Origin of the sequence: uncultured Gimesia sp. (assembly GCF_963972345.1) — a bacterium.
Classification (GTDB): domain Bacteria; phylum Planctomycetota; class Planctomycetia; order Planctomycetales; family Planctomycetaceae; genus Gimesia.
Window position 1 is genome coordinate 1 of the sequence record NZ_CAXAVM010000102.1, and the last position, 24,023, is coordinate 24,023.

At 49.0% G+C, this 24,023-nt stretch carries 23 protein-coding genes; 13 read left to right on the forward strand and 10 right to left on the reverse strand.

Annotated features, from left to right (window positions below; genetic code table 11):
- The coding region (locus AACZ40_RS16990) for a tetratricopeptide repeat protein (RefSeq protein ID WP_339675139.1) at window positions 1–3,201 on the forward strand (3,201 nt) is incomplete at its 5' end.
- Between the two features lie 152 nt (window positions 3,202–3,353).
- Here AACZ40_RS16990 and AACZ40_RS16995 read toward each other — a convergent pair.
- The 8 genes from AACZ40_RS16995 to AACZ40_RS17030 form a co-directional block, all read right to left on the reverse strand.
- The gene (locus AACZ40_RS16995; RefSeq protein WP_339675158.1) at window positions 3,354–3,734 is read right to left on the reverse strand and encodes a recombinase family protein; all 381 of its coding nucleotides are present in this window, start codon (window positions 3,732–3,734) and stop codon (window positions 3,354–3,356) included.
- On the reverse strand, window positions 3,692–4,492 hold the full coding sequence (locus tag AACZ40_RS17000) for an NIPSNAP family protein (protein ID WP_291177900.1): 801 nt from the start codon (window positions 4,490–4,492) through the stop codon (window positions 3,692–3,694). The genes AACZ40_RS16995 and AACZ40_RS17000 overlap by 43 nt, the downstream gene beginning before the upstream one ends.
- 5 nt (window positions 4,493–4,497) lie before the next feature.
- Window positions 4,498–5,541 carry a hypothetical protein gene (locus AACZ40_RS17005; protein WP_291177903.1) on the reverse strand — a complete coding sequence of 348 codons (1,044 nt, stop codon included), beginning with the start codon at window positions 5,539–5,541 and terminating at the stop codon, window positions 4,498–4,500.
- Between the two features lie 84 nt (window positions 5,542–5,625).
- Entirely contained in the window at window positions 5,626–6,690 is a 1,065-nt protein-coding gene (locus tag AACZ40_RS17010) for a hypothetical protein (protein WP_291177906.1), read from the reverse strand.
- Window positions 6,691–6,803: 113 nt separating this feature from the next.
- The gene (locus tag AACZ40_RS17015; RefSeq protein WP_291177909.1) at window positions 6,804–7,238 is read right to left on the reverse strand and encodes a carboxypeptidase-like regulatory domain-containing protein; all 435 of its coding nucleotides are present in this window, start codon (window positions 7,236–7,238) and stop codon (window positions 6,804–6,806) included.
- Between the two features lie 248 nt (window positions 7,239–7,486).
- Window positions 7,487–8,449: a DUF1559 domain-containing protein gene (locus AACZ40_RS17020; protein WP_339675144.1), complete on the reverse strand. Its 963-nt coding sequence runs from the start codon at window positions 8,447–8,449 to the stop codon at window positions 7,487–7,489.
- A gap of 90 nt (window positions 8,450–8,539) precedes the next feature.
- A complete protein-coding gene (locus tag AACZ40_RS17025; RefSeq protein WP_291177915.1) occupies window positions 8,540–9,844 on the reverse strand; it encodes a FecR family protein in 1,305 nt (434 codons plus the stop codon).
- Complete coding sequence (locus AACZ40_RS17030) at window positions 9,841–10,431, reverse strand: sigma-70 family RNA polymerase sigma factor (RefSeq protein ID WP_291177918.1); 591 nt, start codon at window positions 10,429–10,431, stop codon at window positions 9,841–9,843. Before AACZ40_RS17030 ends, AACZ40_RS17025 begins: the two co-directional genes overlap by 4 nt.
- Before the next feature lie 1,219 nt (window positions 10,432–11,650).
- On the opposite strand from AACZ40_RS17030, the gene AACZ40_RS17035 reads away from it, so the two are divergent.
- From AACZ40_RS17035 to AACZ40_RS17080, 10 genes are all read left to right on the forward strand, one after another.
- Window positions 11,651–12,286, forward strand: a complete 636-nt coding sequence (locus tag AACZ40_RS17035) for a DsbA family oxidoreductase (RefSeq protein WP_291177921.1) — start codon at window positions 11,651–11,653, stop codon at window positions 12,284–12,286.
- Window positions 12,287–12,420: 134 nt separating this feature from the next.
- A complete protein-coding gene (locus AACZ40_RS17040) occupies window positions 12,421–12,807 on the forward strand; it encodes a MauE/DoxX family redox-associated membrane protein (protein WP_291177924.1) in 387 nt (128 codons plus the stop codon).
- A gap of 657 nt (window positions 12,808–13,464) precedes the next feature.
- Window positions 13,465–14,154: a radical SAM protein gene (locus AACZ40_RS17045; RefSeq protein ID WP_291177927.1), complete on the forward strand. Its 690-nt coding sequence runs from the start codon at window positions 13,465–13,467 to the stop codon at window positions 14,152–14,154.
- 45 nt (window positions 14,155–14,199) lie between these two features.
- Window positions 14,200–14,436: a hypothetical protein gene (locus AACZ40_RS17050; protein ID WP_291177930.1), complete on the forward strand. Its 237-nt coding sequence runs from the start codon at window positions 14,200–14,202 to the stop codon at window positions 14,434–14,436.
- Entirely contained in the window at window positions 14,433–16,097 is a 1,665-nt protein-coding gene (locus tag AACZ40_RS17055; RefSeq protein ID WP_291177933.1) for an AAA family ATPase, read from the forward strand. The genes AACZ40_RS17050 and AACZ40_RS17055 overlap by 4 nt, the downstream gene beginning before the upstream one ends.
- Window positions 16,098–16,185: 88 nt before the next feature.
- Window positions 16,186–16,644 carry a DUF1257 domain-containing protein gene (locus tag AACZ40_RS17060; RefSeq protein WP_291177936.1) on the forward strand — a complete coding sequence of 153 codons (459 nt, stop codon included), beginning with the start codon at window positions 16,186–16,188 and terminating at the stop codon, window positions 16,642–16,644.
- Window positions 16,645–16,655: 11 nt separating this feature from the next.
- Complete coding sequence (locus tag AACZ40_RS17065; RefSeq protein ID WP_291177938.1) at window positions 16,656–16,862, forward strand: DUF2997 domain-containing protein; 207 nt, start codon at window positions 16,656–16,658, stop codon at window positions 16,860–16,862.
- Window positions 16,863–17,353: 491 nt separating this feature from the next.
- On the forward strand, window positions 17,354–17,902 hold the full coding sequence (locus AACZ40_RS17070; protein ID WP_291177941.1) for a hypothetical protein: 549 nt from the start codon (window positions 17,354–17,356) through the stop codon (window positions 17,900–17,902).
- Window positions 17,903–17,927: 25 nt separating this feature from the next.
- The gene (locus tag AACZ40_RS17075; protein WP_291177943.1) at window positions 17,928–18,698 is read left to right on the forward strand and encodes a hypothetical protein; all 771 of its coding nucleotides are present in this window, start codon (window positions 17,928–17,930) and stop codon (window positions 18,696–18,698) included.
- Between the two features lie 105 nt (window positions 18,699–18,803).
- Window positions 18,804–19,877, forward strand: coding sequence for a PilT/PilU family type 4a pilus ATPase (locus AACZ40_RS17080; RefSeq protein WP_339675152.1), 1,074 nt, complete (start codon window positions 18,804–18,806; stop codon window positions 19,875–19,877).
- A gap of 219 nt (window positions 19,878–20,096) precedes the next feature.
- Here the strand turns inward: AACZ40_RS17080 and AACZ40_RS17085 are convergent, their stop codons facing one another.
- Window positions 20,097–20,447: a hypothetical protein gene (locus AACZ40_RS17085; RefSeq protein WP_339675155.1), complete on the reverse strand. Its 351-nt coding sequence runs from the start codon at window positions 20,445–20,447 to the stop codon at window positions 20,097–20,099.
- A gap of 232 nt (window positions 20,448–20,679) precedes the next feature.
- Entirely contained in the window at window positions 20,680–21,639 is a 960-nt protein-coding gene (locus tag AACZ40_RS17090) for a DUF1559 domain-containing protein (RefSeq protein ID WP_291177951.1), read from the reverse strand.
- Between the two features lie 448 nt (window positions 21,640–22,087).
- On the opposite strand from AACZ40_RS17090, the gene AACZ40_RS17095 reads away from it, so the two are divergent.
- Entirely contained in the window at window positions 22,088–23,239 is a 1,152-nt protein-coding gene (locus tag AACZ40_RS17095) for a DUF4268 domain-containing protein (RefSeq protein ID WP_291177953.1), read from the forward strand.
- Window positions 23,240–23,383: 144 nt separating this feature from the next.
- Window positions 23,384–24,023, forward strand: a 640-nt coding sequence (locus AACZ40_RS17100; protein WP_339675157.1) for a class I SAM-dependent DNA methyltransferase, incomplete at its 3' end; no start/stop codon positions are given.

Genomic DNA, 24,023 nt, shown 5'->3' on the forward strand with positions numbered 1-24,023 from the left:
ATCGTACGCCAGGCACTGCTGATCGGCGGGCGGGATGGACTGGGACGAAAGACCCGCGATGCCTCACTGCGGGGAGACGTCAAGCTGGTTGAAAATCCGGAACTGTTTCCCCTGCAGCTGATCACGCATATCAATCGCAACCGGGAAGTTTCGATCGATCTGATCTTGCCTTTCAAAACTGAACTGGCTTATCGCTGGAATTCAGAACCGTTCACGCTGCCGGAAGAGTTTGCATTCGAGGCGCTCGTCGAACACTCGGAAGCACTCTCCCGCGGGGGATTTGTCGAAGCGCTGCAGGAAGCAGGTTATTCAGGCAAGGCTGCCGAATGGAAGGATGAGTCTGACCTCCCGGAAAAGACATTGAAGCAGATTAAAGAATGGAGTTTTATCTCACAGTACACAGTCGCGCAGGACATGCATTCCGCGATCGCAGCCGAGGGAGAATCTCCCGAACGGCTGGCCATGCTGGCCCGCGCCTATGCCAACCTGGGCAGCCTGACAGAGCGTTTAATGAGCCCTGCGCATAAGGTACTCAAAGCACGGGCCCTGTTGTACGCAGAACGGTTGACAGACCGCTGTGAAGACTCTCCCTGGTCTCTGGCATATCGCGCTTATGTCAGGACATTTGTCGGCCGTCACCACAGTGCACTCGCTGATCTGAACACGATTCAATCTCAGGCTGGGGAAGGTGATGGGAAACGCCCGCTGCCGGAGTGGCTGGATCTGATCGAAGCGTACTGCCTCTACAAACCAGAGGTGCTGGAGAAAGCGACACGTGACGAAAACAGGAAATACATGGCTATCTATTTATCGGCCCTGCAGACAGATCCGGAATTAGATGCGAAACAGGCTATGTCCAGTTATGAAACTTTATTGAAACTGGAACCAGCCTGTATACGGGCGCTGGACCAGATGAACGACGTCCCCTCACTGGGCAACCTCAGCAGTGTCACGGGAGAGCGACAGTACGAGCTTTGGGAAGAACTATTTGAAAAGCTACAGGCAGGCAACCTGCCTAAAATTCCGAGAGATCACATTGACGCACATCTGGCATTCTTATTTAAGAGTAAAGCAGCACTCTCTTTCCGGGAACGGATTACCCGACAGATGAAAAGTTCTGATTCGACACAACATGAACCTTCGGCCAATGCCCTGGGACAACTGCTGCAGGAAGTCTCATATCTGCTTGTCTGCCGGAAAATGCGGTTCCTGACAGATTTCTTCAGCGTCAATCCAGACAATCAGATTGAGCTTCATGAGTCGTTAGTGGCAGGGCACCCCTATGGTCCTTACCTCAAGATCTATTCATCGATCCCGGCTGATGTCGAAGCTTCGTACAAGAACATGTTCGGCTCCTATGATCCAAATGAGCTGGAAATTTCGGTCGGCAAGCTGATCACGGACAGTTACGGTTATCTGCAATATGAAGACTACATGCAGTTGAAGGATGCCGCTGTCAATAACCTCGACCCTGTGTTCTATGACCAATTGCAATACAGTCGTTTTCTGGTCAAGCAGCGGGCTTACAGCAGAAACCTGCTGGGAGATATTGCCCGGACGATGCTGGAAATCAGCCCACATCAGCCTCAAACAATCGCCATGAATATTGACGCCAACAAGGGCTATGCAGATCAGCATCATACAGAGATTCTGGAAAAATATGGTGACAAACCAGAGATCCTGTCTGCCATGGCCAAACGACACCTGCGAGAACTAAACGATGAAAAAGCAGAGGATATCCTGCTACGCCGACTTGCTCTCACCAAAGATTATGAGACATATGCTTCACTGGCGGAACTGTATCAGCGACAAGGTGAAACAGGAAAATGGCTGGACACCCTGAAAAATGCATTGAGAGTCCCGACGGTCGGGCTGGAAAATGCCAAGATTCGCAGCAAGATTGCCTACTATCATATGGGGCGAGGTGAATGGGAACTGGCTGAACCATATGCAATGGATGCCGCCAAAACCTATTCCGCCTGGGGCCTAATCTGCGGTGCCCGCTACCACGAAGCAGTGGGTGAACTGGATGCTGCGGAAGAGTTAATGGAAGGCTGCTCCAAACGCTACGAAGGAAATGCTGCCGACTGGTATTTCTGGTGTGTGCGCACCAATCACGGTGATCAGAAAACGGCCCGCCTGCTGGCCGAACGGATGATCCTGGAGCATCCATATCCCAATCACTATACCCGCACCATGGAAATCGGCGTAATTCATTTCATGCAGGGCTCGGGTAAGGAAGCCTACGAAAACTTTTTAACCGCCTATCAGAAACACAACGATAGCTATTGTGGCTTGCATGCAGCTCTGCTCGCCGATGAGCTGAATATGACCTTTGAGCGGGATGAACTACTTAAGGAAATCGCAGGACTGTGGAACAAAGATTATGCTTCCGCGGAACTGGCTAATTATTTTCAGCTGATGCTTAAGGAACCGGCCCCCTTCGAATGGGACCCGGATCGGTTTCAGTCATTGATGGTGCAGTTGCCTGAAGGCAGCCCGACCAACTTTTATTTCTTTGCCGGTAAATTCCTGAAACTTCGAGGCCAGGAAGCACTGGCAGAGAACTATCTGCAACTGGCCGCTGCTTCACCTGAAACGGGCAAATATAACTGTGCCCTGGCCAGTCAGTATCTGCGCGCCCTGGACAAAAAAGTCAAACCGCGTCGCATCGAGGAACTCCCTGACGGTTATCACGAAGTGAAACAGCAGTCTGGGCAGGCTGATTATCTGGTCAAGAGAGGCAAATGGAAAGATGCGATCCAGATTTACGACGAAATTCTCAAATCTCACCCGAAGCTGACGGGCATCCTGATCCGCAGAGCTCAATCAAATGAACAGATGGGAGAATACGAGCCAGCGATCGCAGACTACAAACGGGTGATTGAAATTGATCCGGTAAACTGGAAACCACATACATGCCTGGCCATCGTTTACGGAGCGAGCGAACAGGATGAATTTCGCAATGCGCCTCAGTCGCTGCAACACGCACAGCAAGCGTTTGACATGCTGCCGACCAGATACTGGGTTATGTATGGTGCGCTGGCAGTCGCTTACGCCGCACAGGGAGAGTTCGATAAAGCGATCGAGTTTCAAAAGGAAGCGTTGGCACGAGCCCCCACCATGGAAAAAAACGCAGTCAACCGAAGATTACAACTGTTCAATGAAGGCAAACCGTATATAAGGTCTGCGACAGAATGATCTTACGGAATCGTAGATTACTCCGAAGAATTCGCAGTGCTGTTTGTCACGACATTTCAGACATTTTCGCGGAAGTTCTCGCGCCTTGGGATAGTCAAATCCTTTCGGAAAGGAAATGCAGGTCATTGTTCTTCTCAACTTCTTTCAGGCCTTTACCCGATGACTGCAGCCAATCCCGCTTTAGTTCTCTCTTGAATAAGTCGTCGCTCGAATTGGGCAAGAGCAGAGAAAACATGAAATATCAGTTCTCCTGAAGGTGTTGTTGTATCGATGATAACATCACAAATCGAACGAAATCCGATTTCTCGTTGCTTCAGGTCTTCGATCATAGTAACAAGATGACGCAAGGAACGCCCTGGACGGTCGAGCCTCCAAACAAGGAGAGTATCTCCACGTCGCAAGCTTTCCATGCAAAGCAAAAGCCCCGGTCGATCAGCTTTAGCTCCCGAGAGTTTGTCACAGAAGATGTTCTCGCGTTTGACCCCATGTTCTAACGAATCTCTGAATAAGACATCGGTATCAGAAAACGTGATCTGATCTCAGAGATGGTAGACTGGTATTTCTTCATCTGCCTGACCTGCTCCCAGCGGGGATCAGACCGAAACGAACGCCAATGTTTTTCGTGTTCCACTTCATTTTGCGCAGACAGCAGATAGGTCAGGTTGGGAAGCTGATTCCCAATCAGGGTTTCCCCGAAAAAGACAGGAGCCAGACCGGCTTCGCGCATCAGTTCGTCAAGTCGACCTTCGTTGAACATTTCCACTGTCAGCCGCGCCAGCTTCAGATTGGGACTTTCATAGGTGCGCAATTCAAACAGGTGAGGAGTTTCTCCATTCGATAGCTCCAGAACCGGTGAACCGGAGAGTCCCTTCAACAGCTGGCTCTCCATCCGCTGCGATGCGGGAGCCGCTGCGGTCTGAGTAAAATAGTCTTTCGCTGCTTGCTGGAACGTGATATCAGCGATCAGTCGCTCATTCCATTCCCCAAAATCCTGCAGTGAGGAAAAAGGAATTACCAGAGTGAGACATCGATCTTCCTGCATGTTTATGTTTTGAAACACGCCTGTCGGAGAGCCTGTGATACGTTTCAGCGCCGGCAGCAGGGCGTGCTCCAGATAATCACTCAACCGTTTCTGGCATGTTTCGTCTGAAAGATAAAAAGTACGCAGTTCGTAAAATTTCTGCTTTTCAGCAATTGTGTCAGCCGGGAATGCTTGAGTGGCTCTCAGCGCGAAAATCGTCGAAAGTGAGCAGGTCAGAAAACGGCGCCGCTGTAATTGTTCTGAATTCATGGCGTTCATTTTTTCTCTATTTTGTTCCTGTCAATAATCACCAGGCTGCTCCCATCCCGCGAGGCGACATACAGCAGGTGATCTCGGACGGCCGCACCGTAGGTTCTCTGCATCAGAACATTGTCGCGAACGGAAGTCAGGAATTGTGGCTTTTCCGGATCCGAGATATCAACAACGGCAATCCCGTTTCCATCTACCATGGGTAGATAAGCGCGATCGCCTGCTACGACGCAGCGGTTCGGTGCCCCCAGCTGCTTGTCAACCAGTTTGGCATACAGCTTAGGGTTGCCTGCATCGGCTACGTCAAATATCAGAAACGCGTTTTTGTCCCAGTTGACAGAATAATATAGCTCATCCACAACCTGACCGCTGACATGACCAATTTCCGGTCCAAAGACCTGGGTCGTCAGGCGAGGCTGTGCGGGGTTGCTGATATCGATGACGGCCAGTCGGCTCTGCGTCCCGCGGATGGTTCCCACCAGGGCAAAATCTCCGCGCAACAATACGCTGAAGGGTTCGTCAGCCCCAGTGGTTACAGTGGCAGAGCCTACGACCTTCGGGTCCTGCGGATTACGCACGTCGACCACGAAGAGCTTTCTCAAATCGGCATTGGGAATAAAACAGTAACCGTTGCGGTAGGCAAGCTTATACAACCTCCCTTTGCCTCCAATAGCGACAGAACCCAGCAGACGCAGGCTGGTTTTGTCGGTCGCGTCCAGTACCAGCAACTGGCTAGTGTTCATGGATGTCACGTAAATGGTATTTCCATTCCTGTCGAAACCCGAGGCGGCCCCCAGTAGCGAGTGACTGAAACTGGAAACCACCCTGGGGTGAGCGGGATCTTTGATAGAGCAGATTGTCAGCCGCTGTCCCTGTCGACAGGGGATATAGGCATAATCGCCATCAAGATAAATGTCTTCGGCTCCGACCAGGTTGACGGCATCAACCAGTTGTCCCACAACAGGCGATTCAGCGGCAGCCAGCGGCTGGTGTGGTGTCAGGTAGATTACCGCAAACGCGAATACAAAGAAGACTCGATCAGCAAACATTTGAAAACCTTTATTCATGGATGACCTGTTATTGTTGACGACAGTCATTATTAAATTCCAGACACGATCAAAAAACCTGAACCATTACTTTTCCAGAGCCCGTCGATTCAGGATCACCAGGCTGTCGCCTGCGCGAGCCCCGACAAAAACGTATTCACCGCGTGCAGCCAGACCGTATGGTTTTTTCATCAAAGGGTCACTGTATGATGTCACAAAACGGGGAGTTGCAGGATCGGAAATGTCAACCACACCCACGCCATGTCCAGCAATGATCGGAAAATATGCTCGATTCCCAACGACGGCACAACGATTGGGCTTGCTCAATCGGGGGTCGACCAACACACCTTCAATGTACGGCAGTCTGGTATCTGACATTCCAGACAGATTGATCACCATCATGGCGTTATGCGGCCAGCAGGCGATATAAAAGCGGTCATCTACAATGGTTCCAATTGCCTCGGAAAGATGAGGATCTGTCAGTTCCCCCACCATTCGTGGATGGGCAGGATCCGCCACGTTCACCACTGCCAGCCGATTGCTCTTGCCAAACACTGTCCCGACTAATGCATAGTCCCCGTTCATCGTCACGCAGTAGGCTCCATCGCCTTTTGTTGTGACCTGGATATTTCCCACGACGTGTGGGCGAGATTTGTCTCGGACATCCACAATATACAGCTTCTTCTCTCCCTGGTGAGACATATAACAATAGCCGTCTCGATACGCCATCTTGTAGAGGGGACCTGTACTCCCCTTCTGACTGATACGGACTTTTCCCAGCAGTTTCATTTTCTCAGGAACGGTTACATCGACGATAAGTAAAAAATGACTGCTTTGCGACGCGAGATACGCGGTGTTTCCATCCAGGGCAAAACCAGTGACATCGTCCAGGTCCGGATCCCGGAACGTTCCCACCACCTGAGGTTGGGAAGGATCTTTAATGGAACAAATGGTCAAACAGTGCCCTTCACGACAAGGTAAATATGCCAGGTCGCCATTGAGAAAAACATCTTCCACTCCATTCAGATTTTCACTGTCAACCAGAGAACCGACGATCGGCGAGGCTGCAAAAACGACGGCAGCATGAGTCAGGCAAGAGGTTCCGAACAGAATGATGAGAGTCCCTTTAAAAACGGCCTCGACAGCTCGCATAATTTCGCTCCCGATAACTAACAGTGTTACGCTGCTACTGTCACGCAGTACGTAAATTTCATGAATCTATAAATCGCCTGGTCGCGTTGCTGAGGGATCTCTACCAGTCAGCGTCATTCAAGATTAAAGTCGTATGTTGTTTCACCCGCTTTGACCTCTGCTTTCAGCTTGCTGGTGTTGGTGTTATGGTATTTTTGAGGTATGTTTGCAGTTCCCGGCGGTAAAGGAATTGTCTGGTCAAGCTCATCTCTCGTGGAGGGGGGAGAAACAGATACGAGATATTCCCCTGGTGGAACTCCGTTACCATATTGGGACTGTATCTGATAACTCCCGTCTGCGGCAATTGTTGCGATCGCCGCGAAGCCTTTTTCGGCATCTGCAAACGTGATAATCGTATTGGCAGCCGGCTTCGAATTAACCATGACCTGGCCGCTAACAGGCACAACGGAGGGCTGATTCGAGTCCGCACAACCCAATGGGAAGCCACAAAATAATCCACCGGATATCACGATCACGAAGCATTGAACAGACTTTAGACATTGCGACATTACGCCTCTCCTCTCAACATTACATTCAATCTTGACCCATTACAGATCAAGCAGATTTGTTTCTTCCGGGGATATTCCTGACCACTTCAGCAGAACTGATGCATTTCATCCTTGATCACAAATCGGCTCGAGGATTTAGGAACCTATTCAAACCAGTAGCCATTGATAGTCTTCAATACCCCGGTTTTTCCAGCTCGGAATCGGGATTTTGTATCTGGACCCGGATGGCAGTCCCCATTTTCTATCAATTAATATTCACCCAGAACCAGACCATCGTTCCGAACGGCCAGGGGAGTCAGGATCGCGTTAAAATCGATGCTCTCAGAAAGAAATTTCACGCTGCCGTCACCCCTCAGTACGTAAGCCCCACCGGCATGAATTGACTGGATCCCATTGTTCGTTCCATACTCAAGACTGCCGCCGGCATCATTTGTCTTGGTTTTGAAGTTCACTTTGTAGCGAAGCGTGGTGACATTGTGGCAGTCATTGGCAACTGTTGTCAGCCAGTTCGATGTTCCCGGATGTCCGGCAGCGCCTGCTCCCATTGTGAATCCCCAGCGCCAGGAATTTCGTATATCCACCTTCGCACCTGAAGAATCTGTGACGTGGTCAGACTGTTCTCCAACAATAATGGTATTCGACAATCCGTCGGTGAAATCATTGGAACGAATCGACACGTTGGGAGGCATCGCGCCGTTGGAACAGACAACCCCATACAGCCCCTGGATACAGCGGGCTCCGACCGTCGTTGAAATCGGGGCACTTGCGGTGGGGGCCCCGGAAATACCAACATAGGAGGAAGTACTGAATCGAGGAGAGACCGCATCTCTCGAGAGGCTTTCCAGTGTAGAGGAGGGACATTGAAAGCCTGAGATGACTTTATTTTTAAAGGCATCGACTGTCGTGGTTGGTGCCTGGCTTGTTTGACCCCCCCTTGCACCAACGAAAGTCCATTTATTGTAGAGCGCATTCTCTTCTAAAGACGCGTATTGATAAGAGCTTCCAATAGGAAAGCCATTGAACGAGTCGTGGTAGTTGTGCAATGCCAGTCCCAGTTGTTTCAGGTTGTTCTGACATTGTGACCGGCGAGCTGCTTCCCGGGCCTGTTGCACGGCAGGCAGCAACAGGGCGATCAGAATGGCGATGATGGCAATGACCACCAGTAATTCAATCAACGTAAAGCCTTGTTTCTTTTGACGACTCAGTAACATTATTTTTCTCCCGCGTTAATGGATTAGAATACACGCCGGTATTATCCAGAGATTTATGTACGTGGAATGAAGAGGGTTTGTTTTTTTCGATTAAGGATAATAAATGTTTTTGACGATCATAAAATCTCCCACATCAGTTTTGTCGGAAAACCAGTCAGGGCGAATACTCAACTCGTTCAATTGATCTCCATAACGGATGCCATGCAGCGTGCCCGACTCCTCTTCCCATAGCGTAACCCTGCGATTCCATTCACCGGTTTCGTTTTTCTCCTGTGATTCCGCCTGTGCGATCAGTACATCCGAATTGACAGGCGTAAAATCGATATTTTGGTTGTTAAGATGTAACTGCCATTTGCTGGATGCTTCGTTGAAATGTACTTCTACAAAATGTTCGGCCTGCCTGTCCCAATGATTCGGATTGGGAACAGCTCCGCTGAAGCGTTCAGCAACCGGTGTAGCCGAAAACATTATGTAGGATGGACCTTGAACCGGTCCGTTCGGCAACTTTTCCGTATCAGCTCGATAAATAAAAGTCACCTTTGTGCGGCGGAGATAGGAAATTCCCGGAAAAAATGTATTGTTCAATCCCTGAACGGCGGCAAGAAACCGGGGCGATACGTTCTCTGACGGCTGCCAGTGATTTGTGGAGGCCTCCGCAAACATGGTCTCTCCCTCTGACAGTGAAATTTTGTCGCCGGTAGAATCTGCCAGTTCCACTTCACCTTTGAAAACCTGGACGGCTGAGGCTTTTGTCTCGTCGACCTCGACCCCGAACACGGTTCCCAGATCAACGATTGAGCCGCTGGGAGTATCGACGGTAAACCCTTTCCCGGCGGGAGTCGTCACTTTGGCAAACAGCATTCCCTGCATCAGGCTGAGTCTGTTATTCCCAGTGACCTGAAACGAGGAGTGAGGAGAGATCAGAACTTTGACGCCTGTCGGGAAACTCAATTCCAGACTTCCATCTTCCAGCAGACGTTGCTCAACCTGTGGAGGACTGAGATTCTCCCGAGAGGCAATTTCCGTCTGCTCCGTTTCGAAGGAATTCGAATAGACACGGTAGCCAATGTAAGAGAGCGAACTGCAGGTCACTAACAGACAGCTTGTCACCAGCAGTAACATTTTTTTATGGACTGCTTTACTGGATGATGTTTTTCGCTGTTTCCTGATTACGCGCGTCTGCGATAATGCATTTGAAGGAGTTACAGGTATCGGTGAAGCGCTGAGAACCAGGTTGGAATGAATGTCGATCAATTGTAGATAAACTGTCTGGGCTTCCGGGTCCTTGCGAATCAGATCGGCGAGTTCCTGCTCCTGTGCAGGCGTTGCTGTTTCGTCCATCACATCGAAGACCAGTTTCACAAGTCGGGCGTGTTTTTTGAGGAGGCGACTCATGATTCACGATCCTCCGACATTTTACGTTCAATACACTGAAATAACAGTTTGCGGATCCTGCCTAACTGCTGATAAATATTCCTGCGCGTACAACCCTTCTGCTCAGCAGCATCCTGTGCACTTTCCTGCGAGTTGTAATACAGATCAAGCAGCTTCAGGTCCTGCTGATCCAGTTGCTCTTTGCATTCTTCCAGAAACTCCTGTCGCAGCTCCAGAAGCTCATACCTTTCTTCTCTGCGGATGGAGAGTTCTTTAATCAATTGCTCATCAAAACCGACGATGAAACGTCTTTGCTTTCGCAGAGATTCCAGTACAACCAGACGGGCAATCCCACAAGCCCAGCGTGTGAAATCGCGATCCGGCTGAAACTCTCCAAATTTCTGCCACAGAACCACCGAAGTTTCCTGCATGACTTCGTCGGCATCTGCTTTTCTGGGAACCAGGGAATAGATATACCTGTATACATGAGGGTATGCTGCTGAGTAATATCGCATAAAGGGACAATGATCGAGCTGCGGCATTACCTCTTCGTCATCAGGAATTTGAGACGAAGGATATTTTTGGCGAATGATATTGTGTGTATACATAGTTGCGTACCTGAAGCCGTGGTCAAAAAGACTGAGCTACTTGTATCGCAGTAAGCACGGGTAAATGGAAAAACAAATTGATTGGTTTTGTTAAATTAACGGAATCTGAACAGTTTTGAGTCTGCAAAAAAAGACCGAATTTCTGTTCAATATAGCGTTTTTATTATGATCTGAGTTCGGTTTATTGAAAAACGTCAGCAGGAATTCGTGGAAGAAAGAGAGTGCTGACGGGGAAAAGCAACGATCATAAAGTGACTGGTACAACCATTCCCAGACAGTGCCGTCTTCGGAACTTTCGAGGAAATTTGAAAGGCAAAACCCAGTTTCTTCTGAATGGCCCTGAACGCGTTTTTCCGGGGACTTGTCGCCGAGGTGGCTTTATGCAGTTCTGTTTCCGTAGAAACAGAGTAAGGCGGTGAATTTTGTTCGAAATTCCCTGGAACGCGACCTGACTTTGGAACATCGGGCCTATCGTGTCCAGGGATAATCCCGTTCTACACAACAGAAGTAGTGTGTGATCTTCTCTCATAAATCCCGACTGACTTGAGAGATCATCGATCTGGTGAGTTAGTTTTGGTGGGGCCAGATACTACACTGTATAGACTACTTCGCTGCGTTGATGAATGTCACCGGACAGAAAGTTGTGAAGTCAACTGGCAGCGACAGAGTCTGTTCTGAGTTCTTGAATGACAGCGGTGTGTCTGCACATAGAGTTCGAAAAAGTCGCTGCTGATGAGTCCGAGAATCGGACACTTTCACTGCTCCGAAAATCGTTCGTTTTCGCGGACAGCAAGAAAATCAGTATCTCATAACTTTACTCTACACGTAGTGATTTCGAACTTGCTGTAAGTGAAATCAAAATCTTTTATTCGTCTGGAGATTCCCGCTTTCGATATTACAGGTCGATTCCAATCCTAAAAGGAGTTCTTGATCTGTATCATCAATCGTTCAATTCAATTGATGGCTGGTCAATCATCTCGTCACCTGGATGCCTGCTCCTGGTGACATTCGTCGAGGGCTGATGGCTGTTGCGGCTATCATATCAGGATTGAAGTCCACGTCAGCTTTTTATCATGATCAGCAAAGATTACAGGTCAATTACCAGTGTCCATTTCGGCGACGCATGCTTTGAGATACCATAGTGGAATGATTTTCGCGGATCATCTGAATTCGTCCCGGGAAATCGAGTTCGACTACTCCAGTAACAGTGAGAGATCAAATGAAATTGTCAGTGGATGTGATTTCAGATGTCATCTGCCCCTGGTGCTATATTGGAAAACGCCGACTTGAAAAGGCAATCAGGGATCTGGATGACCAACATGAAATTCAGGTGCGCTGGCATCCCTTTCAACTCAATCCATTGATGCCAAAAGCCGGGATCAGTCGCAAAGAGTATCGTACGAGAAAGTTTGGAAGCTGGGAGCGCTCAAAAGCACTGGATGCCAGGGTGGTCGCCGTGGGTGCAGCGGAAGGAATTCATTTCCATTTTGACGCGATTGATAAAACACCCAATACGGTTGACGCGCACCGACTCATTGGGTTGGCCGAGCAGCATGGTTGCCAGGATCAAGTTGTTGAATCCCTGTTTCAGGCCTATTTTGTCGAGGGTCAGGATATAGGCAACCACCAGACGCTCATACAAGTCGTGTCTGCAGCAGGCCTGAATCGACAGGCTGCAGAGGCACTGCTGTTGTCTGATGACGGGATGGATGCGATGGACCAGGGCAAAATTCTGTCTCAGCAACACCGGATTGACAGCGTTCCCTGTTTTATTATCGACCGGAAAATAATTATCTCAGGGGCAGAGCAACCTGAGGTATTCCTGGCTGCATTCACGCAGATCGCTGCTACTTAGCCCTGGAAGCATTCCCACCCTGTCTTTTAGACTGTGTCCAGTTTAACTGTAGCCTCTCCAGGTTCATTCGGACCGTGTATAATAGATCGAGAGACGCTATGGTTAATTGCGATACGCTTTAGAAAGATCCGGTCATGCCACCGTTAAAACTGATATCGAAGTATCTGCTCGCGATGTTCATGATCGGAGCGGGCACAATGCACCTGGTCAATCCTGGTTTCTTTCTGAAGATCATGCCGCCATACTTTCCTCTGCATGATGAACTGGTATTTGTGAGCGGTGTCTTTGAGATTCTGCTGGGAGGACTGCTGCTGGTTCCGCGGTTTTCTCATCCGGCGGCATGGGGGATCATGATTTTGTTGATTGCGGTGTTCCCCGCAAATATTTATCTCTATCAGCATCAGGATATCCTGCCGGCCCCTCCGATCATTCACCTGCTGCGGCTCCCATTGCAGGGAGTATTCATTCTCTGGGCATACTGGCATACCAGAAAAGATTCGCTCACAGGCACACCGGATTAAGCGACCCTTGACGGACGGGAGGCCGAATAAGGTTCTTTCATGTGCTTTTCGTATCATGCCCGATCCTTATGCTTCAATCATCCCGATTCCGTCACAAGAAGTTTGCAGGCTGCAGAAAACTTGAACGTCAGTCAGGGCGAGGGAGTGAGCATCCTGCCGGGGCCGATGGAATATCAGGTTACTGTCACTGCTGGTTTTTATTGAAAGAAAAATAAGCTGTGATTCCTGAAAAGAGTCAACAGTCAGTAGATAAGATTTCGACAAGAAACAGACACAGCATGACCGCAGCTGGCAGCAGCGTATTCGCTCAATAGATTGTTAATTGGACCCGAATGATTAAAAAATCAGGATTTTTAAACAAATCTCCTATGGAAGCTTACTCCATTTATAAAGTAAGGCTCTCGTTCAGCCCGAATTGCCATTAATTGACAGGGTTGGTTCCCAGAGTCCAATAAAGTGAGTGCATTTCTTTCACAGTGTTCTTCATGTGTTTTAGCCATTGTTGGAATCTTGAGCATGCAGATCCAAATGATTAAAAGCGACATTATTGCTCTGGCAATGCAACATTATTCCAACTGCCATCTATGTGAGCATCATTGCGGTTGCAACCGCACTCAAGGTGAATCCGGGTTCTGCAAAGCAAGTTCAGAAGCTCGTGTGTTTCGGCACCGCGTGGAATATGGTGAGGAAATGGAACTGATCCCCTCTCATCTGTTTTATCTGTCTGGTTGCGATTTACGATGTGCATTTTGTATTGCTGAAGAGAAGGCATTTAATCCTCGGATAGGAACCGTTCTCACAACGGAATTTCTGGAAGCAGCAATCGAACAGGGAAAATCGCAAGGGGCTCACAATATTCAATGGGTGGGAGGAGAACCAACCATTCATATTCCCGCCATTCTGGAAGCAATGAGTGGCTGTTGCAATCTGCCTCGTGTTGTCTGGAAGTCTGATTTTTATGGCACCCCCGAGGCATTTCAACTATTGGAACCCATTGTTGATGTATTCGTCGCGGATTTCAAATTCGGAAACAATACCTGTGCCAGACGTATTTCCAAAGTGAATTCGTATGTTGAAACGCTTCAACGCAATTTAAAACAGGTTTTTAGCCACTCTGATTTAATTGTGCGGCATTTATTATTGCCGGAACACGAAGAATGCTGTTTTCGTCCCATTGTCGACTGGATCGCCGTTAATCTGCCTGGTGTTAAATTCAGCATTCGAAACGGATATCTCCCGAGGTGGCAGGCCAGGCATTATGTGGAACTGTCAAAGCCACTTGAAACGAGAGCCGCGGACTCAGCGATCGCTTATGCTGAGTACCGGGGTTTGAATTTAATTACCTGACACAATCATTACGTTCGCTCGTAAACAACTCGTTGAGGAAAAAACATGGAAGCCGAAGATGAATCCAACATGACGGAACTGGAAATTCTGCCCGATGGTCGGATTTGTGTATTTGGAGCCTCTCGGGAAGTGCTGGAGATCTTTCAAGCTATGCCGATGCTGTCTCAGGATACGATTTTCAAACGCTTGAATCAGATCCATATCAGTGATCCACACGATGTTTCAACGCCCCTAACGGCAACGAAGTTGAAAATGAGAGAGACTCCGAGGAAGAATTCATGAGTGAAGAACAGCTTGAACGTGATCGGCAAAATAATATAACTCGAAAGCACAGGCTTAAATCGGCGACTTCAATGGAAGAGCGTAAACAGGTAGCGCGTGTCTCGGATGCCCAGCAGGAACTGGATGTTTTGATTCGTGCCAGATATCCCATCATTTATGTCGTGACCTGGGAAGAAGAGCGAGTCGAACGTGCTTTACGCCAGATTGCAGCATCGCGGGAAAAGAAACTTTTCACCTGGACGATCACGCAGGGGATCATCAAATCAGGAGCTGAAGCACAAAAAAGCAAATCCGGGTGTGGAAATACCTCTGACCCACTGGCGGCATTGGATGATGTAATCCATCAGGTTGAACCAGCCATTTATCTGTTTAAGGATTTCCACCGTTTTACCCAGGATGAACGTGCCAATCTTTCGGTTATCAGACGGTTGAGAGATGTCGCCTTTCATTTACGAGACACCTACAAAACCATTGTGATTACCTCACCTCTACTGCAAATCGCTCCGGAATTGTCGAAGGATATTACCTTGCTGGAGTTTGGGTTGCCCGAGCCTACAGAGTTCAATCAATTGCTGGATCGGATTATTGATGACGTGAAAGATAATCCCAAAGTCACGATCAATCTGGAAGGGCTTTCACGTGAAAAACTTTTGAGGGCCGCCCGGGGGCTGACTTTAAGAGAAGCAGAGAATGTATTTGCGAAAACGCTTGTCACCGATGGAAAACTCGACGCGGACGATATCAATATTGTCTTCAGTGAAAAAGAACAAATCATTAAAAAGAGTGGTTTATTGGAATATTGTGACACGAAAGAAAAATTTAATAACGTGGCCGGTCTGGAAAACCTGAAAGACTGGTTGAGCAAAAGAGCCATTGCCTTTACTGACAAAGCCAGAAAATTTGGATTACCTTCTCCCCGCGGAGTCCTGTTGCTGGGAGTACAGGGTTGTGGAAAAAGTCTGTGTGCCAAGTCCGTATCTCAATTATGGGGACTTCCCTTATTGCGATTTGATCTGGGGAGAATGTTCAGCAGTCTGGTGGGGTCAAGTGAAGAAAACGTGAGGCAAGCCATTCAAATCGCAGAGAGCGTTGCCCCTGTTATTTTGTGGGTTGATGAAATAGACAAGGCACTGGCTGGTTCCACTGATTCGGCAGGCAGCGATGGCGGAACATCCGCACGCGTTTTTGGAACATTATTGACCTGGTTATCAGAAAAAACATCTCCCGTATTCGTGATTGCCACCGCAAACGATATCAGTCACCTGCCACCAGAACTACTACGAAAAGGTCGACTGGATGAAATCTTTTTTATCGACCTGCCTAATGTGCATGAACGTCGTGATATTTTCAAAATCCATATTGCCAGGCGCGGCAGAGACACCACCCAGTTTGATCTGGATAAACTAGCTCAGGTAACGGAAGGCTTCAATGGTGCCGAAATCGAAGAATCCATTGTTTCGGCTTTGTTTGATGCCTTCAGTAATCAATCAAAGTTATTAACAGAGCATATCGTTCAGGCTGTTGCAGAAACGATACCGCTTTCCAAGACGATGAGTGAAGAAATCAACGGCTTGCGAACGTGGGCATCGGGACGTGCCCGTCCTGCCACAAGAGGTAATACTCAAACGGAAAATGAATCGCGTCGCAAAATTGAATTTTAAGATACGTAGAATATGGAATGCTGTTCCAGCGGCAGAAGAGATGACGAATGGATATTCGTAAATCCTGAATAAACCGAGGAGGTCTATTATGAGTTCCGTGATTGTTGTGGCTCCTATCATTATTGCCAACTGGCCAGCCATCGCTGCAGCGGTAGCGGCGGGCGTGGGGACTTTGGGATTTTCTGTCATTAATACCGCCGAACTTCAGTCCGCTATGAGTGAGAATGTGACCCGCGAAGAAATTGAAGTCGAAAACAGTGAAATTCTCGACAGTGCGGCAGGAACCGGAGAGCAGATGGTCGTCGAAAAAGATGGTATCAAAGCAACCTTCACACGCGATGCACGCGGGGCGCTTAAAATCTGCATGGAAGGGAAGGGGAAGTCAAAGACGGAATTACGCCAGATGGGTGAAGCGCTGATGGGGCGGGTCACACAGCAATATGCTTACCATCGAGTGGTGACCGAACTCAAACAGCGAAATATGACTATCGTTGAAGAAGGTATGACCGAAACCGAATCCGTGAAAATACGCATCCGAAACTGGTAAAGGAATGGAAGATGGCTCAAGAAGAACTGGAAATTGAAATCGACAAGTTCGGGAAGGTGACCGTTAAGACCATTGGTATCAAAGGTCCGCGCTGTCTGGAAGTAGCGGAATCGTTCGTCCAGCTTCTGGGGCAAGAAGAATCCCGTGAACTGACGAACGAGTATTACGAAGCGGAACAACAGGTTCGATCTCATATCGACATTAAACGAAAATACTGATGTATTTTGTTGATCATCATCTCTAAGAGCTGAAGCCGAAGATGCAATGTCCGAGTTGCCAATTTGAAAACATGCCAGGCAGTGCCCTTTGTGCACGCTGTCGGACATCGTTGAAGCTGGCTGATGCTGACATTGATCTACACCCCCCGCGCGCCCATCGGAGAACACTCCGTTTCCCGGGTTGGGCTCGTATTAAAATTGCGACATCAGAACTGCTGTCAGATCAAATCGATCACTCGATCGATTTTCTGTCCTACGGGGGGGCGCTGCAGTTCAGTAGACACATGATCGTTCGCTGGTTGATACCTGGTTGGCCTCAATTGACATTTAATCGCCTCTTCCGTGCCAGATTCTTTTTCTGCGGATACTGCTTTTTTTTGATATTCGGTATTCTGCTGATGGGAACGATTCTGGGCGCGTGGTTGATTGGAATGGCATTCGCAATGCATTTCGGATCAATCGCTGACGCTGTTTTCACCGCGAAGTCAACAATGATTGAAAGACTCGGGGCAGGAAGCCTGCTCGGACTCTGTCTCTTCCTCTTGCTCTACCTGCCTGTGGGATGGAGCATCTCGCGATTTGTTCGCCCGCAAATTCTGGTAAATAATATCGGTTCTTTCCAGGCCGGAGATATTGTGTGGATCTGGCAGGATGCAGAACCCGTCCCGGGAGAATATCTTCACTATGTGAATTCGAGTGCCTTGATTAATAATTCAATTCCTCAGTACCGGACTAATGGCTCCGGTGTGAGCCTGGTCCTGGCAGGACCGGGGCAGGTTGTCAGCATCGAAAATGGAATATTATTGATCGATGGTAAGTCCTGCCCCGTTTCAATAGACGCTCAATTTACCAGGGACCAGAAGATAACCTTCAAAGTTCCGGTGAATTCCTGGTTTATTGATCCGACGGGACGCATTCCCGTCCCGAATGCTTTGATTACTGAGCAGAACATTCAGCAGGTGTGCCTGATCCAATCGGTAAATATTCGTGGCCAGGTGATCTACCGTTCCTATCCGTTTTCCCGGATTACATTCTTTTGAATATCCGTTCGTGAAAGGTTTGACCGTGCGTTTCGATAAATTGGAATTTGGGCCTGCTCCAGAAGATTCTGGGAATGAAGCTCCGTTACCTGTTGAGAAAGACTTTTCCTACTGGTTCCGGGAAGCGGATACGAATCGCCGGATCGGCCAATATGAAAACGCGTTACGCTATTATTCCCGTGCGTTAGAAGAAGATAAAGCACAAGTCCTGGCCTGGGTCGGACAGGTCCAGATGCTGGTATTACTCTCTGAGTACCCGCAAGCCAGGTTGTGGAGTCAGAAAGCGCTCGAGCTGTTCCCCAATAATCCGGACCTGTTATCGGCCCAGTCTCAAGCGGAGTGCCGACTGGGTAATATCAGTACGGCACTTAAACTGAGCGATGCCGCATTGCTTCAGAGAGGCGAATCTGCCTATCAATGGCAAGTACGCGCAGAACTCTCGGTCGCCACAAAGAAAACTGGTGATATCCCGAGTTTTGACAAGGCGGAACTCGCCAACCGAGACTGGCTGGTTTCTCTCGAATCTTCCATCATTTATCTGTTTTATGATTGCTACAGTAAAGCGCAGCAGCGTGCCAGAGTCGCAGTGGAAAAAGCACCTGATGCCTGTTATTGCTGGTATATCATGGGAGTCTGTGGACAGAAACTCGGATTCATTGAATCCGCTCAAAGGAATTACTCTCGTTGTCTGGAATTGTCTCCGCACCACAGAGAAGCGGAACAGCGATTGTTTGAGATTAATCAGAGCGGCTGGAGTGTAGGTCGACTTCTCAGGCGCATGATTGGCAGGAAATAGAAAAGCCGGATATCGATAATAACGAAGTGCCACATCAGGTACAGTAACCTTGGGGGCTGTATCAGCGGGCATATTTAATGATTCAAATATGCTGGGATAATTAAAATGAGCTGGACGCTGGAAAAGATTCTGAAAGGTGCTCGATCATTTAAGGCAAGCGATATCCATCTGGTACGCGGGTTGTCTCCCTCTCTGCGGATACATGGTGAAATCCGCCCGTTTGATGGTCCCCCTCTACTCAAAGAGGATCTGATTAATCTGTATCAATCTGTTCTGAATGAGAAGCAGAAGAAATTCTTCGAGGAGAACTGGCAGGTTTGTTTTTCTGATTATACGGAAGGAGTTGGACGATGCCGGGTGAGCGTGTATTATCACTCGGGGATCCCGGAATTCTCGATTCGCTTATGTGAATCCAGTGTCAGAAGTAAGGAAGAATTAAGACTTCCTCCCGTGATTGACGAGTTGACACGCCTGCCAGGTGGATTAATCCTGGTCACTGGTCCTACCGGTATGGGAAAAACGACAACGCTCAATTACATGATCCATTCAATCAACCAGCAACGTCGTGCCAAGATCGTCACGATTGAAGATCCGGTTGAATTCACGCACGATAATATCCGCAGCATCGTAATTCAGCAGGAGATCTTAGGAGATGTGTTGAACTTCCAAAGTGCACTAAGACATGTATTACGCCAGGACCCGGACGTCATTGTGATCGGTGAAATGCGGGATTTGGAAACAATTGAAACAGCGCTGATTGCTGCAGAAACCGGACACCTGGTGATTGCCACGCTACATACACCTGACTCAATTCAAACGATCCAGAGAATCTACAGTGTCTTTCCCGCCGAACAGCAAAACTCCATTTCAGTTCAATTAGCCAATAGCATCCAGGCGATCATATCGCAAAAGTTACTGCCGCATGCCACAGGCACAGATCGTTTGCTGGCTTGTGAAATTTGTATTGCCACTCCTGCCATCCGAAATCATATTCGGGAAAAGCAGGCACATCAAATTTACAGCGAAATGCAAACAGGCCGCAAACATCAAATGAAAACGATGGATCAGATTTTGATGGAACTCTACCAGGCCGGCGAAATCACTTATGACGTCGCGATCTCCAATGCGCGCGAACCAAAGGCGATTTTGTCATCGACGAACAAATCTGATGCCGGTTGAACCAACCAGGATCAATATCCTGTCAAATCCCAAGATCGTGAAGGAGGTTTGACGAGTTGATGAAAATGGGACTTCAGGGCATGTTCTTGCCAGGCAGCGTGGGGATACCGCACTGATGTCTGCCGATCGGCAACCCTGATTGCAGCGATAAAGAAACCGGCCACCGGAACCGCTGATTTGCTGTCAGGTACACGCCAGCGACATCACCAGGGAAGAGCCTTACTTCTCGCTCGTCAGTTCAAACGTGAACTCATTCTCGCCGGACTGGATTTCTTCCTCCAGCTCCGTTTTCGTGTTGTACCGGGCGGGGACGTATTGCTCCAGAATCGGAATTTTTTCTCCAGGATTGGATTCATCAAATTTTCCCGGCACTTCACGTCTGGCAGTGATTTGTATCTGTTTTGATCCCGGGGTGACTTCCAGACTGAACTGGCCGTTTTGAATTTTCCCGCCCGCGCCAGAAGCGACACCCGCTGGATCGCGAAAGACAATCCGGCCATCTTCCAGCGGTTTTCCATCCAAGGTGACAGTTCCCGAAACCTGCGGCAATCCCGTGCCCGAGCTCAGCATTCCACAGCCCAGGCCTGGCAGGCACAAACAACTAACCAGAAAACCCAACAGCAATGTTCTAGGTAACATTCTCATCCTTCTTACTCAGCAGGGTTCATCCTTATCTCCGTCCCTGTAAGGCCGGAGCGAAGGAACTGCTTTCATCGGTGGTTTATAGTGAATGGTCTTTGCCTCACCAGGCACGAACAGAAATTGCATCGCAGCCCGTCCGGAAGCTGATGCGCCAGAGATTCTAGAATTCTCCAATGACTTCGCCACCTTCGCGAGTGCTTAACGCCTGCCAGGTCGGCATATGGATACTGTCTGAGACAAATCGAACGGCTCCGTCACCCATGAGAACCATGACCCCACCGGTGTGATAACTGCGGGCGTAATTGTAAGCCGGTTGACTACTCCCTTGCGGTTCACAGGGAGCTTGCAGATTATCTTCTGTTTTGCAGGCATAAATCTGATCTGGTACCGTAGTGTTGGGGCGTTCCCGCGTTGTGAAACCGAATTCACCATGAGCGCCACCATTCCAGTAAGATCCCGGTTCACCAAACGCGGATGCGACGGCTCCCGAGCGGGCAATCACTTCGCCCATTAACATCGTGTTGGAAGTCCCGTCCACAACATCACGCATTCGCGTACTCGAACAATGCCAGAACATTCCCAGTAAATTGGATCCCTTGATCTGCCCCGTCCCCGTACTGACCACATAATTCCCGACGAACCCTCGATTAATGACCGGTCCACCTGGATTCGAAGGGCACATGGCTGTGGCCACGGGAGTAGACGCGATGCTGAGTGGTGTCTGATGCGTATAGGTATTGTTGGTTCCCATATATCCGCCACTGGCCTGGTGATCTTTATGGTGAGTCCAGTAAGCGTTGTATAATGTCGCTTGTTCGAGTTGCGGCAGCAGATTGTGGAAGAAAGTATCCCGGCGCGTTATTTCCGCGGCACCTGTTCCACCGACTTCTCGATACCCATAGGGGAAGACGCTATGAGCATCGTGATAGTTATGCAGCGCTATCCCGAATTGCTTCATATTGTTTCTGCAAGAACTCCGCCGGGCTGCCTCACGGGCCTGCTGGACCGCCGGGAGCAGTAACGCAATCAGAATGGCAATGATCGCTATGACCACCAGTAATTCAATCAGTGTGAATCCCCGTTTCCCGGCGAGAGGCGGATGATGAACTTCAGCACGCATAAAAAACTCCTAAAGCTGGAAGAAGACAAGCGGTATATAATGGTTAATTAGCACATTTATCCAGTGTTGCCATTTTATACCAAACTTAATGCCAGGGCAACATACTAAACAACCTTGCTTATTTCTCACACAAGCAATAACTCTGAAAAAGAGCACATTTCAGCAATACTCTGTAAGATGGACACTCAGTGTAAAGTTCCCCAGAACAAGGGGGCCTTTCACAATGGGAAAACACTTCAAAGTACCCGAAGCTGCCGCGTGTCGGTCTGAAGCCTGATAAATGTCTGACGATTGGGGCACCTGTCTGCAGCGCTAAAGAAACCAGCCATACAACCGCTAACTTGCTATCAGGTAACCATTTGCTACACTGGGGATTCGTGTACACTCCATTGGTTCCTCAACTGGCTCTCCGATGAATGATTTGTAGATGCTGTAGCAGAGACGGCCCATGTATAAGATCGATAAAGCAACCAACCGAATTATTGAAGTTGACTCTCCCAAATTCTCAGAACTTGGTTTTACCGAACGGCACCATCTGCAGGAGTGGCTGGCCCACACGCCCGCTGCCCTGGGAGAAGAGTTGCTGATCATCCAGAAAGAGTTCGACGGCTTCGATGACACCAAAGAGCGTCTGGACCTGTTAGCGCTCGATAAAGACGGCAACCTGGTCATCATCGAAAACAAACTCGACGACTCCGGCCGCGACGTGGTCTGGCAGGCCCTCAAATATGCCAGTTACTGTTCCACATTCACCAAAGAACAGATCATAAAGTCCTACCAGGAATTCCTGAACAAGAGCGGCCGCAGCGATGAAGACGCCGCCTCAAATGTCATCGAATTTCTGGAATTCTCCGATCTCGAAGAAGTCGTCCTCAACAGCACGAATACACAGCGTTTGATGTTTGTCGCCGCCAACTTCCGAAAAGAAGTCACAAGTACGGCACTCTGGCTGCTGGGTAACGGAATCTCGCTGCAGTGCATCAAAGTTACTCCTTATCGCCACGAGACGGACCTGTATCTCAATGTCGAGCAGATCATTCCCACGCCAGAAGCGGAAGAGTTGATGATCAGCATCAACGCGAAAGCCAAGGAGGAAAAAGAGACGGTGGGTAAGCAGCACAGCCGCTATCGGGTTCGTCTCCAATACTGGGAGCAGGCCGTCATTGCCTTTCACAAAAGCGATTGCCACCTGTTTGAAAATATCAGCCCCAGTAAAGACCAGTGGATCAGTGCCGGGTCAGGTGTCAGTGGTTGCACCTTTACCCTCATCTTTGGAAAATCGGAATCACGCGTCGAAGTCATTATGGGACGTTCTGATTTGAAAGAAAACAAGTTGATCTTTGATGCGTTAGCCTCGCAAAAAGTAATCCTGGAAGAGAAGTTCGGGCATCCGTTAATCTGGTATCGCAATGATGATAAAAAAGTATCGCGTATCCAGTATCCTCTAGATATTGATGGCTACGACAAAGAAAACTGGCCGACACTGATCGACTGGATGGTCAAGCACATGACCCGACTGGAAAAAACCTTCAAACAGCCCCTGCTCGAAGCCGCTGAACAGATGAAGAAAACCCTGCAGGAACCAGTCAACACCGTCTGATAAACGGTCCGTCGAGACATTCGTGTCATTTCGAACCCTTCGAGAACACAAAAACCGGGTGGCAGGGTGGCTTGCCGACAGTGAATACAGAACCCCGGACAGACATCTGAAAACCGCATTGATCATCAGCACCAGGGAACCATAATGGCGAAGAAAAAAGCAGCCCCCCAAAAGAGTGACAAAGGGTTTGAGGAGTCCCTCTGGGATTCCGCGAATCGGCTGCGGGGCAGTGTGGAATCTTCCGAATATAAACACGTCGTTCTCAGTCTGATCTTCCTCAAGTTCGTCTCCGACAAATTCGAGGAACGCCGCGCGGAACTCATCGACGAAGGCAAAGGCGACTTCACCGACCAGGTCGCGTTCTACACGATGAAAAACGTCTTCTACCTGCCGGAGAAATCCCGCTGGAGCTATATCCAGCAGCAGGCCAAGCAGGGGGATATCGCTCTCAAGATCGACACCGCGCTGACCCAGGTCGAAAAGAACAACGTCTCGCTCAAAGGGGCACTGCCGGACAACTACTTCTCACGTCTGGGGCTCGACAGCAGCAAGCTGGCCGCGCTGATCGACGCCATCAACAAGATCGACACCGTCAAAGACAAAGAGCAGGACGTCGTCGGCCGCGTGTATGAATACTTCCTCGGCAAATTCGCGGCTTCGGAAGGCAAGCTGGGGGGCGAATTCTACACGCCCAAGTGCATCGTCAACCTGATTGCCGAAATGATTGAACCCTATAAGGGGAAAATCTACGACCCCTGTTGCGGCTCGGGGGGCATGTTCGTGC

Excerpts from the sequence above, each read along its gene's own strand:
- AACZ40_RS17025 (WP_291177915.1), bottom strand. The coding sequence starts at position 9,844 with ATGAGTCGCCTCCTCAAAAAACACGCCCGACTTGTGAAACTGGTCTTC.
- AACZ40_RS17050 (WP_291177930.1), top strand. The coding sequence starts at position 14,200 with ATGGAAGCCGAAGATGAATCCAACATGACGGAACTGGAAATTCTGCCC.
- AACZ40_RS17090 (WP_291177951.1), bottom strand. The coding sequence starts at position 21,639 with ATGCGTGCTGAAGTTCATCATCCGCCTCTCGCCGGGAAACGGGGATTC.
- AACZ40_RS17095 (WP_291177953.1), top strand. The coding sequence starts at position 22,088 with ATGTATAAGATCGATAAAGCAACCAACCGAATTATTGAAGTTGACTCT.
- AACZ40_RS17065 (WP_291177938.1), top strand. The coding sequence starts at position 16,656 with ATGGCTCAAGAAGAACTGGAAATTGAAATCGACAAGTTCGGGAAGGTG.
- AACZ40_RS17055 (WP_291177933.1), top strand. The coding sequence starts at position 14,433 with ATGAGTGAAGAACAGCTTGAACGTGATCGGCAAAATAATATAACTCGA.
- AACZ40_RS17070 (WP_291177941.1), top strand. The coding sequence starts at position 17,354 with ATGATTGAAAGACTCGGGGCAGGAAGCCTGCTCGGACTCTGTCTCTTC.
- AACZ40_RS17015 (WP_291177909.1), bottom strand. The coding sequence starts at position 7,238 with ATGTCGCAATGTCTAAAGTCTGTTCAATGCTTCGTGATCGTGATATCC.
- AACZ40_RS17040 (WP_291177924.1), top strand. The coding sequence starts at position 12,421 with ATGCCACCGTTAAAACTGATATCGAAGTATCTGCTCGCGATGTTCATG.
- AACZ40_RS17030 (WP_291177918.1), bottom strand. The coding sequence starts at position 10,431 with ATGTATACACACAATATCATTCGCCAAAAATATCCTTCGTCTCAAATT.
- AACZ40_RS17020 (WP_339675144.1), bottom strand. The coding sequence starts at position 8,449 with ATGTTACTGAGTCGTCAAAAGAAACAAGGCTTTACGTTGATTGAATTA.
- AACZ40_RS17080 (WP_339675152.1), top strand. The coding sequence starts at position 18,804 with ATGAGCTGGACGCTGGAAAAGATTCTGAAAGGTGCTCGATCATTTAAG.
- AACZ40_RS17035 (WP_291177921.1), top strand. The coding sequence starts at position 11,651 with ATGAAATTGTCAGTGGATGTGATTTCAGATGTCATCTGCCCCTGGTGC.
- AACZ40_RS17085 (WP_339675155.1), bottom strand. The coding sequence starts at position 20,447 with ATGCTGAGCTCGGGCACGGGATTGCCGCAGGTTTCGGGAACTGTCACC.
- AACZ40_RS17060 (WP_291177936.1), top strand. The coding sequence starts at position 16,186 with ATGAGTTCCGTGATTGTTGTGGCTCCTATCATTATTGCCAACTGGCCA.
- AACZ40_RS17010 (WP_291177906.1), bottom strand. The coding sequence starts at position 6,690 with ATGCGAGCTGTCGAGGCCGTTTTTAAAGGGACTCTCATCATTCTGTTC.
- AACZ40_RS17000 (WP_291177900.1), bottom strand. The coding sequence starts at position 4,492 with ATGAATTCAGAACAATTACAGCGGCGCCGTTTTCTGACCTGCTCACTT.
- AACZ40_RS17005 (WP_291177903.1), bottom strand. The coding sequence starts at position 5,541 with ATGTTTGCTGATCGAGTCTTCTTTGTATTCGCGTTTGCGGTAATCTAC.